This is a genomic window from Bradyrhizobium sp. 23 (assembly GCF_023073295.1).
GTDB classification, from domain to species: Bacteria; Pseudomonadota; Alphaproteobacteria; order Rhizobiales; family Xanthobacteraceae; genus Bradyrhizobium; species Bradyrhizobium canariense_D.
This window is the reverse complement of the sequence record NZ_JADPJF010000096.1, coordinates 83617-95307: the sequence shown is the minus strand read 5'-3', so window position 1 is coordinate 95307 and position 11691 is coordinate 83617. Positions and strand designations below refer to the sequence as shown.

Below are 11691 nucleotides of genomic sequence, written 5' to 3'. Positions count from 1 at the left end.
CCGAATCCTCTGAATCACTTACGCCGTCAAACACCAAACCACTCGGTACTAGCAATGAAATTCGAAAGCCTCTCCGCATGGCGCTGATTCTCCGTTTGAGAACCACAGTCGCCCGGCAAACTTCATCGGAAATGAGTCAGACCCCCAGTCGAACGCCGATTGACAAGCTCCTGCTCAAGGCCTTCCCAGAGTTTCATCGAGAACTCGTAAAGCGGCGTGTTCCCGGTAGCAGGTAATTCGACCGAATAGCCGTCGTGTTGCCCGACGTTCCCGGCGCCGATATAGCCCTTCTCAAGCACGGCGACATTGCTAATGCCGGTCGACTAGCAAGGTAGTGAGCCGTTGCGAGGCCATGACCCCGCCGCCAATGACCAGAACATCGTATCCAGGACTTGGGTCAGCAGCGCGCCAAGCCGTTGCCAACCACGATGGCCTTTCAACGCCTGCGAATTAAGTGAGAAGTTTGAATAGCGCATTGGTAAGTTCGAGGTCGTGTTCGTGGCTGGCTTTGACTCTTTGTTCGTGCGGTGCAGATTGAACGGCACAGCCCTTGCCGGCATGATCGTCAGCGACACCTGATTGCCTGAATGCGACAGCCTAACCGAAACAACAGCTGGCACCTGGCGACTCGTTTCGGGCTGGCGAAGCCGTCGCCGTCCGGAATTCGGCGGTATGAATCCCGCGTCTACCGCGTAGAGCTGCCGCGGTCACGTACGGACTGCTCGCAGACCTGGTCGGGCGTCCTTCCTTGGTCGACGAGGGCACAAAAAGGCCGCTGCGGGAGCCCTGGCAACGGCCTGGTCGTCCTTCTCCGGCCTGCCAGGCGGACCTGGACCCGAGATTCCAAGACTCTGGCTGCGTAAGCCTGCGCCCAATAGCCCCGACCCTTGGAGTTTCAACCGGGCCGCTGGGCAACAGTGAACGTGCTTATGGAAATAGTCCGCGCGTCTCCTTCGCGCCGCGAACACGCTCCACGCCGATGGCCATGGCGGCGGTGCGGTTGAACACGTTGTCCCGCTTGCTGCGTGCTGACACTTGATCGAAGGCCCGGTCCAAGACCTGGTACTCGCGCCGCATGACCTCTTCCTCTTCCCAGAATAAGCGCTGGAGGTCCTGGACCCACTCGAAGTAGCTAACGACGACACCTCCGGAGTTGCACAAAATGTCCGGGATCAAGAAGATTTCCTCGCGGCGCCTTTCCAAGACCTGGTCGGCCTCGGGCGTAGTCGGGCCGTTTGCTCCCTCGGCAAGAATACGACAGCGCAGGTTGGAAGCGAGCTTGGCGTCGATCACTCGTTCCACTGCAGCCGGAACAAGCACGTCACATGGCAACGACAGTAGATCCTCCGCATCTAGGCCGTGCTCCTTGGAGTAACCTTCTAGGCTCCCTCGCGAAGCAGCATGTTCAACCAGCCTTGGAATGTCGAGGCCGGCAGGCCGATGAAGAGCGCCAGTATGATCGCTGACCGCGACGACTTTGACTCCCTTGTTGTGCAGCTCGAGAGCCGTGATCGAGCCAACATTGCCGAATCCCTGAACGGCAGCGGTTGCACCATTCAGGCGCATTCTTAGTTCATCCGCGGCGCGGCTGACCAGATGTGCCACTCCCCTGCCCGTCGCTTCGCGCCGTCCCAGCGTTCCGCCCGCGCTGACAGGCTTTCCCGTGACAATCTCGGCAACTGTCTGTCCCTGGTACATCGAGTACGTGTCCATGAACCACGCCATGATCTGCTCGTTCGTGCCCATGTCAGGTGCCATCACGTCCGTGTGCGGCCCAACGAACGGGATCATTTCCTGCATGTATCGGCGCGAAAGCGCTTCAAGTTCACGCCTGGACAAGCTCGAGGGGTCAACACTGATGCCGCCCTTGGCACCACCATAGGGCAAGCCGACCAGCGCGCATTTCCAACTCATCCAGATCGCTAGCGCCGCGACCTCACCGAGGTCGACGCTCGCGGCGAACCGCGTGCCCCCCTTCGTCGGACCAAGCGTGAGGTGATGCTGCACGCGGTAGCCTTCGAAAACCGCGGTGGTGCCATCATCACGGTGAATTGGACAGGAAACAGCGACCGCTCGCTTCGGCATCAATAGCCGCCCCCTCTCATCTTCTGGGATGGAAAGATAATCCGCGATCACCTCGAATTGTTTTGCGGCCATCTCGAACACCGGCCCGTTGTACACGGTCACGCGAGCTCCTTAACCAGAGTTGATACAGCAGGCTCCCGCCTGTTCAAGATACTTGAAGCCAACAAGAAGACTTCGGGCTTGTCTGGCCCACATTGAGGGGCCGGCAAGAACGGCGCCACTAACCGATGGTTCCTGGGTGGCCTCATGCATCATTGCTCGAAAATAACCGACGTTCCAGCTTGTTCAGCCTTTCGCCACCATTCGGACCGACTAGGACTGTCTCGCTGATGGAAAGTCCTCCGCCCGAGGCGTACATGTGAAAGACCATTCCCTCTTCCAGGACCCACTCAGAGTTCGGAAGGAAGGCCCAGGTAAAGTCCCCAGCACGCATCAACCGGCCTGAATAATAACCGAGCGTGTAGCCGGTGATGTTCGTGTAGTCCTCCCGAATGCCCGCATCGAGCGCGCCCTGCCGCACTATCCGATCAACGTCTTTCGCGATCGCACCGGGCTTCATAGCTGCAATCTGCTTATCCTGCAGCTCGATCATCTTTTTCGATACTTGGTCCAGCATTTTCGGAATGTCGCCCACGACGACACAGCGTATAATCCGCGAGCTATAGCCCTTGAAACGCGGATAGAGCTCAATGGAGAGCACGTCCCCTTCCTGCAGGGGATCCTCGTGAATATTTCCGTGCAAGAAGCCCCATCCCTTCCCAGCCGTAATCAGGGCGAGGCTACCGGGGTCGGCTCCGTGCCGGCCAAGGGACTCGACGGCCAAGCACAGGGCGTCCCGGTCCGTGTATCCAGGCTTCACGGCCTTCACAATCTCCTGCATGGTGACGTCATTGATCGCCGCCATCTTGCGGAGTCTTTCCATCTCGGCCTTCGATTTCAGCTTGCGCATCTTCCAAGGCAATGCATCAACGTCGACGAACTCGACTTGCGGCAGCTCGCGCTTCAACGCCTCGAACGCGTGGACCGTGAGGGCATGGCTCGTGAAGTCAACGCCGATACGCGCGCGATCGAGGCCGCGCCGTCGAACCTGCTCGGCGATGGACCTGGCGGGGTCTTCCGTGTCGGGATAGCCGACGATGTCCTTGAACCAGGCACGCTCGGTCAACGGCGCGACGTCCAGTGACCTCAGGATGAAAAATGGCTCGCCCTGGGTGGGGATAAAGCCGGCACGGTAGAAGCTCACAGACGTATCGTAGTTGAAGTAGTAGGCCGTGGCTTCACAATCGTCGATGAGTAGCGCGTCAAGCTTGCGGGCGCGGAGCTCGGAGCGCAGCCGCTCCGCGCGGGCTTGGTATTCACTGGTTTCAAAATACATTAACTCCCTCCGTCCTAGCTGCGTTTGCTTGGAGCGACAGTAGGAGAGCGTGCACGCGGCTCGACGGCAAATCCGCCCGCATTTGAGCGGTCATCCTGCAGCCGAGCCATCTATTTCGCAGGATTCCGCGCTAGCCCGGCTACCCGGCGGCTCGAAGCTGCAAGTGCAGTGCTTGCGATCGATTGGCGCTCGCGAGAATCACGGCGCCGCGCGGCTAACGGTCCAGGAAAACCGAAATCAGCAGCAACCATCGGCTCCCAGCTACCGGCGCCCCCCGCCGAATGGGGCAGCAGGACTTCCATTCGTGGCACGGTGCGAACCCAGGACCAGCGAGACCTCAGCGGCTCGAGGGCTGCCGCCGTTGTTGCAAAGGCTTGAAGTGATCGCTGATGACCTCGGTCGTTCAGCCGCCGGCGGGGTACACCGCGCTGGCTTCGAGCGAATGGTGGCGGAGGTTTGCCTCGGTAACGTTGGTGCGGTTTGCGCCCGCGAGGTCTCGCGCTTCGCTCGCAACAGCCGGATTGGCAGCAACTCATCGACGCTTGGCATTGACGATCTTGCGGCCTATCGACATCAGCGTGCTTTTCCCTGGGGCACGAAGTCCTTGCCCACGGAAATGGCACGAGGATCAATTATACAATGCAGGATCGACGGCTTGTCCGAAGCAAGCGCGCGCTCGAAGGCCGGCGCGAATTCCTCGGTGCGCTCGACGCGCTCGCCGTGACCGCCGAACGCCTTCGCATACATCGCAAAGTCCGGGTTCTTGAGCTGTGTGCCGACCACGCGACCCGGATAGTCACGCTCCTGATGCATGCGGATGGTGCCGTACTGCGAATTGTCGATGACGATGACGACGAGCGGCGCGTCATACTGCACGGCGGTCGCGAACTCCTGGCCGTTCATCAGGAAGCAGCCGTCGCCGGCAAAGGCAACGACGGTGCGATCCGGATATTGCCGTTTCGCCAGCACCGCCGCCGGCACGCCATAGCCCATCGAGCCCGAGGTCGGCGCGAGCTGCGCCGCAAAGCTGTGAAAGCGGTGATGCCGATGGATCCAGCCGGCATAATTGCCGGCACCGTTGCAAACGATCGCGTCCTTCGGCAGGCGGTCGCGCAGCCAGGTCATGACCCGCCCGTACTGGAATGCGCCCTGCAGCTCGCGCGCCGTCCCGGTCCAGGCCAGGTAATCAGCATGCGCCTTGGCCGCCTCGCCCTTCCAGACGACCGTTCCAGTGGGCTTCAGCGTCTCGACGGCGGCCGCGAAGGCGGCGGGTGTGGCCTGGATCGCGAGCGCGGGCTGATAGATGCGGCCAAGCTCTTCGGAGCCCGGATGCACATGGATCAGCTTCTGCTGCGGGGTCGGAATATCGAGCAGCGTGTAGGATGACGACGGCATCTCCGACATGCGGCCGCCGATCAGCAGAATGACATCGGCATTGTCGATGCGCGCCTTCAGGCCCGGGCTCGGCCCGATGCCGAGATCGCCGGCATAGTGCGAATGATCGGCGTCGATCAGCGAGGCCCGCCGGAACGAGGTCGCGACCGGCAGGTCGAACCGCTCGGCGAAACGCGCGATGCTCCGGGTCGCTTCATCCGTCCAGCGCGAGCCGCCGAGAATGACCAGCGGCGCCTTCGCGCCCGCGAGCATGGCGCCGACACGTTCGACGTCGGCGGGCGCCGGCCAGCTCACCGCCGGCTCGATCCGCATGGCATCGGCGACGGCTGCGGTTTCGGTTAGCATGTTCTCCGGCAGCGAGATCACCACGGGACCCGGGCGGCCCTGCATCGCGACGCGGAAGGCGCGCGCGACCAGCTCCGGTATGCGATCGGGGCGATCGATCTCGGCCGCCCATTTCGCCATGGTGCCGAACACCGCCTTGTAGTCGAGCTCCTGGAACGCCTCGCGCTCGCGCATGCCGGTATTGACCTGGCCGACGAACAGGATCATCGGCGTCGAATCCTGCATGGCGATGTGGACGCCATGGCTGGCATTGGTCGCGCCCGGGCCGCGGGTGACGAAGCAGATTCCGGGTCTGCCCGTGAGCTTGCCATAAGCCTCCGCCATCATCGCGGCGCCGCCCTCAGCGCGGCAGATCATGACGTCAATCGGGCTGTCATGCAGTGCATCGAGCGCGGCAAGATAGCTCTCGCCCGGCACGCAGGTGACGCGCTCGACACCTTGCGCGACCAGCTGGTCGATCAGGATCTGGCCCCCGGTGCGGGTATTGCGAATGGTCATGAGAACTCCTTCGGAGGCTGTGGCGACGGTTGGCAGGCCCTCGCCCAAGTTGAAAGTGGATTGACGCTGCGCCAAATGCGCGATCCCTGGTGAGCAGCTTTTTCAGGCTTGACCCTGTTAGCCTGTGGGTGGAATTAGCAGGGTGGCGATGCTGGAGCGCGCGCCACGCGGCTATGCCGGTGTATTTTAACTGTTGCAATGGACTGTTGGGCCCTGGTCACCGGCTAGCATGTTCGCGGCGGCAATGTCTTCTATCGCCGCTCCGACAGACTTGAACATCGTGATCTCTTCCTCTGAGAGCCGGCCGGGCTTTGCACCGCTGGTCAACTCGTGGAGATCGCCGCAAACCTCGCCGGCTTGCCAACAACCGGCGGCAATCGGCTGGAGCAAGTCGCCGGCTTCCTTGAGAGCGCCGGCATAGGTATCGACGAAGACGCGGCTGCGGCAGACGGCATCGTCGTCCGTCTCGCGCATTTGGGGCGTGAAGGCACCGACGAGATCGACGTGTGTGCCCGGCCTCAGGTGCTTGCCCGCGATCAACGACTCGCGCGACGTAGTAGCACAGCTAACAATGTCAGCGACCGACAGCGCTGCAACGAGGTCTGGCGTCGACCTAGCATCAAAACCTTGATCGACGAGCTTACCCGCGAGCGAGCATGCGCGCTGCGTATCTCGCCCCCAGACCAGGACTTGTTCAATTTTCCGCACGGCGCGATGGGCGGCGGGCAAGTAGGAGGCAAGCCGACCGGTCCCGACCATCAGCAATGTGCGGCTATCGGCGCGCGAGAGGTGTCGCGATGCAAGGGCGGAAGCTGCAGCCGTGCGCCGATTCGTGAGGGCTTCACCGTCCACCATCGCGCGCGGCTGGCCTGTTGCACCATCAAGGAGCATGTACACCGAGGAAACGGCCCTGAGGTCGCGCGAAGGATTTTGAGGAAACACCGTGACTAGCTTCACCCCGAGAACCTTGCCGCGGTCCCAGGCTGGCATGGTCAGGAGATGGCCGGGAATTGCCTCTGTGCCGACATCGTAGCTTTGCCGCAACGGCATGGCCTCGCCGCCACGCCGGAACGCATCGCTCAACGCATGGATTAGCCTGGGATAGTCAAGACCGGCATCGACCTCGGCTGCGGAAAAATAGCGCATGAACTTTCCTTTTCAGCTTACTGAGGGCCCTGGGCCGAGCGCCCGAGGTGCCGTTTATCGGAGCCGAGCTTCGGCCAGGTGGACGAGCTGGGATCCCGCCTTGTAGAAGGCTTCCTGGGCGGCTCGGAAGCGTTGACCTGCGAGCCCCGTGGCTGGCAACGGTAGATCTTTTTCCACGAGATAGCCTAGGACGTAGGAGGCCAACACGCTGCCGAAAACCGTGCCTGGCGCAATGCCGCGCCCGTTATAACCGCTAAAGCTGATCACCTTGCGATCGAACTTATGAAACCGCGGCAGGTTGTCCGACGTCATGCCGATCAAGCCGAACCAGCCTGTTTCGAACTCGATGTGATCGAGCTGGGGAAACAGGTTGCGCAGGGATCTCAGCGCCCAAGCCCGGTGAACGGAGGAACCCAGGCCTTCGAGGGCACCAACGCTACCAAACACGAGACGCCCAGAGCGATCGAAGCGGAAGGACGAGAGAACCTCCTTGGTGTCCCATGCCCCTTGCCGTTCCGGCAAGATCGAGGCCCTTAGGCCGGCTGGCAGCGGGTACGTGGCAAAGTTGAAATAGGGCAGATGAACCTGCTCGTAACGAACTTGAGACCACGGCCCCTTGCCGTAGGCATCGCTCGCGACGATAACCCACTCAGCTTCGACGGAGCCCCTTTCTGTACTGATCTTCCAGCGCGAACCGGTATCTCTCGCCGTAAGCGCCTCGCTCTGCGTGAAGATGCTGACGCCCGCTGCAATCGCGGCGCGTGCCAAGCCACGCACGTAAGCGAGTGGTTGAATCGTGCCCGCGCGCTTATCGAGCAGCGCGCCGGTGTAGCAGCCACCGCCGACCTTTTTGCGCGTCTCCTCTGCATCAAGAACCGTAACCGGAGCACCGCGCCTCTGCCACTGTTCGGCACGGATCTCGATCTCTTGCAAGCCCTTACGCCCGACGGCGCAATGAAGCGTGCCGGCGCGTTCGAGTTCGCAATCGATTTGGTGCGTCTCGATCAATTCGAAGACTTTTTGTGGTCCTCGGCCAAGCAGCTCGATCAGCCGCTCTCCGAAAGGAGAGCCGAGCGTTTCTCTCAGCGTGTCGGGCATGACCCACATGCCCGCATTGACAAGCCCGACGTTCCGGCCGGAACCGCCAAAGCCTATGTCGGACGCCTCCAGCAGGACGACGCGCGCACCTCCCTCGGCAAGGTGCAGGGCGGACGAAAGCCCTGTATATCCGGCCCCGATCACCACGATGTCCGCTTCCAAATCGCCTGCAAGAAGGCCTGTAGCAGGCGCGGGTGGAGCAGTGAGCGCCCACAGTCCGTGCGATTTCGGATCGTTTTGCATCCGTCCACCCTCGAGGTTATCGTCGGACTCGGTCCTACAAGATTTGGCTCTCGATGGGCCCCAGAGCCCATCCCGGATCAAAGGCCGAAATTTCGGGTTAAGATAATCGGCTCGTCGCGAGCGCAATTCGTGTGCAGGCTTCACGTAGCTCGGCTTCCGAAGTGGCGTAAGAGATCCGGAAATACGGAGCCAGTCCGAATGCCGAGCCTGGAACGACGGCTACTCCAACGCTCCGTAGGAGATATTCTGCAAAGGTGGTATCGTTTTGGACACGTTCACCATCCGGCATTGCTCGACCGATCAGGGCGGCGCAAGAAGCAAACGTGTAGAACGCACCTTCGGGCTTGCGACAGGTGATGCCCTCGATCCTGTTTAAGGCTCCAACGACCAAATCGCGCCGCCCCTGGAAGGATCTGCACCGCTGCTTGACGATGTCTGCAGTGCCGTTGAGCGCCGCGATTGCGGCAGCCTGGCTGATCGACGAAGGACACGATGTCGATTGGCTCTGTACAACGGCCATGGCGCGAACTAGCCCGCTTGGGCCACCGGCATAACCAATTCGCCAGCCAGTCATGGCATAAGCCTTGGAGACACCATTGATTGTCAAGGTCCGATCGCGCAGAGATGGCTCAATCGCGGCCGGTGTTACGAAGCGAAAATTATCGTACGTAATGTGCTCATAGATGTCATCCACCATCAGCCAAACGTGGGGGTGGCAAATCAAGAGGTCCAGGATGGGACGGTAGTCCGCTTCGGCGTAGGCCGCGCCAGAAGGATTCGAGGGCGAGTTCAACAGCACCCAGCGCGTACGCGGGTTGATGGCTTTCGCGAGAGCCTCCGCGGTCAGGCGGAAGCCATTGGATTCCCGGCATGGCACGAATACCGGCTTTCCGCCCATGACCAGGACAATATCTGCATAGCTCACCCAGTAAGGTGCGGGAATGATGACCTCGTCGCCAGCCTCGAGCGTCGCCATCATCGCATTGAATATGACCTGCTTAGCGCCTGCCGAGACCGTGATCTCGTCCTGTGCGAACTCGAGGCCGTTGTCGCGCTTAAACTTCGCGCGGATTGCGCCCTTGAGCTCTGGCGAGCCGTCGAGTACGGTGTATTTTGTCGAGCCTGCGTCCATAGCGCACTTCGCAGCGTCCTTTACGTGCTCCGGCGTATCGAAGTCAGGTTCCCCCGTCCCGAGGATGATGACATCCCTGCCCTGGCGCTTGAGCTCGGTGGCGAGGCCGGTGATCTTCAGGATTTCGGAGACGCCGATCGTCGCCAAGCGACTTGCCGGCCGAAACGTGGATGATCCTGCTTCATCGAACGTGTTCACACCGATGCTCCCTCAGGCTATGTCGAACTTCACGCCCTGCGCGAGCGGCAAGGTCCGACCATAGTTGAACGTGTTGGTTGCTCGTCGCATATAGCCCTTCCACGAGTCAGAGCCGGATTCGCGTCCGCCGCCCGTTTCTTTTTCGCCCCCAAATGCACCTCCGATTTCAGCACCAGATGGGCCAATATTGACGTTCGCGATGCCGCAATCCGAGCCACGCGCCGACACGAAGGTTTCCGCCTCGCGGAAGTCATTTGTGAAAATCGAGGAAGAAAGTCCCTGCGCAACGGCGTTGTGCAATTCGAGCACGGACTCGAAATCGTCGTACTTCATAACGTAAAGTATCGGCGCAAAGGTCTCTTGCTCGACGGGCCCCGCCTGTGCGGCGATCTCGACCAGCGCCGGGCGGACATAGTAGCCATCTTCCGCCCCATCAACTGCCACGCGCTCCCCGCCAACAACGGAGCCGCCAGAGGCTTTCGCAGCCGAGAGCGCATCCTGCATCGCAAGATACGCAGCCGAGTCGATCAGCGGTCCGACCAGCGTGTCGGGCTCCAGCGGGTTACCAACTTTGACAGTCTCGTACGCGAGCTTCAGGCGCGGCAGGAAGGTGTCGTACACGTTCTCATGCACGAACAGGCGCCGTAGCGTCGTGCATCGCTGGCCGGCCGTCCCCATGGCTGCGAACGCGACAGCCCGCAGTGTCAGGTCTAGATCGGCGGTCGGTGCAACGATCGCCGCGTTGTTGCCGCCCAGTTCCAGGATCACGCGCGCGAAACGTTGGGCAAGTTTTGGTCCCACGGCACGTCCCATCGCGGTGGAACCGGTCGCCGAGAGCAATGCCACCTTGGGGTGGTCAACGAGGATTTCGCCGAGGTGACGACCTCCAACCAACACCGATGCGAGGCCCTCGGGTATCAGGCCTCCATCTTGTTTGAAGCGCGCGACGGCGCGTTCGAACAATGCGTGGGTTGCAAGGGCGGTGAGAGGCGTTTTCTCCGAAGGCTTCCAGACGATGCTGTTGCCGCACACGAGTGCAAGGGCGGCATTCCAGGCCCATACTGCGACGGGGAAGTTAAAGGCAGAGATGATGCCGGTGACGCCGAGTGGATGCCAGCTCTCCATCATCCGGTGCTCGCTACGCTCGGTCGCGATCGTGAGGCCATAGAGCTGGCGAGATAGCCCGACCGCGAAATCGCATATGTCGATCATCTCTTGGATTTCGCCGAGGCCCTCCGAGCCTATCTTGCCCACCTCGATCGAGACCAGCCGTCCCAGCGCGTCCTTGTTGGCTCGCAACTCTTCGGCCAGGAATCGCACTAATTCGCCACGCTTCGGTGCCGGCACGAGTCTCCACGCCCGGTAGGCGCAATGTGCCGCCTCGATGATGGCAGCCGAATCCCCAGTCGTTGTTTCCTGCACATGCGCAATAATCTCGCCGCTGATGGGCGTGTGCACCTGCAGCAGGCCGTGCTTGTAGCGTGGCTCCAGCACGCCCACCTCGGCAAGGAGGCGGGCGGCTTCGCTTGGAAGATTGGTCGATTGGGCCTGAGTTTGCACTTTCATCGAAACTGACATCGTGGCTTTCCAAGGTGGAGGGACGAATTCGGCGAATGTTGCTCGCGCCTGCTTTCGTGGACTATTCAGGCGCGGAATCGTTCAACGCTAAAGGGTGCGGGTTCACAAACAGTCTCGCTACCCGTCATCAGTTCCGCCAGCAGCCGCCCGGTGATGGGGCCAAGTGTGAGGCCGAGGTGCGCGTGACCGAATGCGAACCACACGTTCTTATGGCGCGGGGCGGGCCCGATAATGGGCAGCATGTCGGGCGTGCAAGGACGGCAGCCCATCCAGGGTTCATCGTCAAGCCGGTCGCCGAGTGGAAACAACTTGCGAGCGGACGGCTCGACCGCGGTGAGCTGCACCGGCGTTTTCTTGCTATCTCGCAAGGCCAGTTCGACGCCGGTCGTTAGCCGGATACCGCGGGCCATTGGGGCCAGCATGAATCCGCTCTCGGCGTCGAGCACTGGGTGGTGCAATTGCGCACCACCTTCCGGCGCGTAGTGCATATGATAACCACGCTTGACCGCAAGCGGGACGTGGTACCCAAGCTTCGATGTGATGCGATCGGACCACGGTCCCATCGCGACCACGACCGATTTGGCCTCGATCGGGCCCT

The 11691-nt window shown here is 61.4% G+C and carries 8 protein-coding genes and 1 pseudogene; all 9 read right to left on the bottom strand.

Going from position 1 to position 11691, the window contains the following annotated elements; genetic code table 11:
• Positions 1-167 precede the first annotated feature (167 nt).
• A pseudogene (locus IVB32_RS23235) lies at positions 168-476 on the bottom strand (FAD-dependent oxidoreductase); the annotation flags it as partial.
• Positions 477-927: 451 nt separating this feature from the next.
• Positions 928-2187, bottom strand: coding sequence for a Glu/Leu/Phe/Val dehydrogenase (locus IVB32_RS23230; protein WP_247411616.1), 1260 nt, complete (start codon positions 2185-2187; stop codon positions 928-930).
• Between the two features lie 142 nt (positions 2188-2329).
• Complete coding sequence (locus IVB32_RS23225; RefSeq protein WP_247411613.1) at positions 2330-3460, bottom strand: Xaa-Pro peptidase family protein; 1131 nt, start codon at positions 3458-3460, stop codon at positions 2330-2332.
• Positions 3461-4033: 573 nt separating this feature from the next.
• Entirely contained in the window at positions 4034-5698 is a 1665-nt protein-coding gene (locus IVB32_RS23220) for a thiamine pyrophosphate-binding protein (protein ID WP_247411610.1), read from the bottom strand.
• A gap of 186 nt (positions 5699-5884) precedes the next feature.
• Positions 5885-6844: an ornithine cyclodeaminase family protein gene (locus tag IVB32_RS23215; protein ID WP_247411607.1), complete on the bottom strand. Its 960-nt coding sequence runs from the start codon at positions 6842-6844 to the stop codon at positions 5885-5887.
• A gap of 54 nt (positions 6845-6898) precedes the next feature.
• On the bottom strand, positions 6899-8185 hold the full coding sequence (locus tag IVB32_RS23210) for an FAD-binding oxidoreductase (RefSeq protein WP_247411604.1): 1287 nt from the start codon (positions 8183-8185) through the stop codon (positions 6899-6901).
• Between the two features lie 97 nt (positions 8186-8282).
• Positions 8283-9521, bottom strand: a complete 1239-nt coding sequence (locus IVB32_RS23205; RefSeq protein ID WP_247411624.1) for a pyridoxal phosphate-dependent aminotransferase — start codon at positions 9519-9521, stop codon at positions 8283-8285.
• A gap of 6 nt (positions 9522-9527) precedes the next feature.
• A complete protein-coding gene (locus tag IVB32_RS23200) occupies positions 9528-11093 on the bottom strand; it encodes an aldehyde dehydrogenase family protein (RefSeq protein WP_247411602.1) in 1566 nt (521 codons plus the stop codon).
• A 65-nt stretch (positions 11094-11158) separates the two neighbouring features.
• A partial coding sequence (locus tag IVB32_RS23195) for an FAD-binding oxidoreductase (protein ID WP_247411599.1) occupies positions 11159-11691 on the bottom strand: 533 nt, incomplete at its 5' end.

Coding starts and splice junctions, on each gene's coding strand:
- IVB32_RS23225 (WP_247411613.1), bottom strand. CDS start 3,460: ATGTATTTTGAAACCAGTGAATACCAAGCCCGCGCGGAGCGGCTGCGC.
- IVB32_RS23200 (WP_247411602.1), bottom strand. CDS start 11,093: ATGTCAGTTTCGATGAAAGTGCAAACTCAGGCCCAATCGACCAATCTT.
- IVB32_RS23215 (WP_247411607.1), bottom strand. CDS start 6,844: ATGCGCTATTTTTCCGCAGCCGAGGTCGATGCCGGTCTTGACTATCCC.
- IVB32_RS23210 (WP_247411604.1), bottom strand. CDS start 8,185: ATGCAAAACGATCCGAAATCGCACGGACTGTGGGCGCTCACTGCTCCA.
- IVB32_RS23220 (WP_247411610.1), bottom strand. CDS start 5,698: ATGACCATTCGCAATACCCGCACCGGGGGCCAGATCCTGATCGACCAG.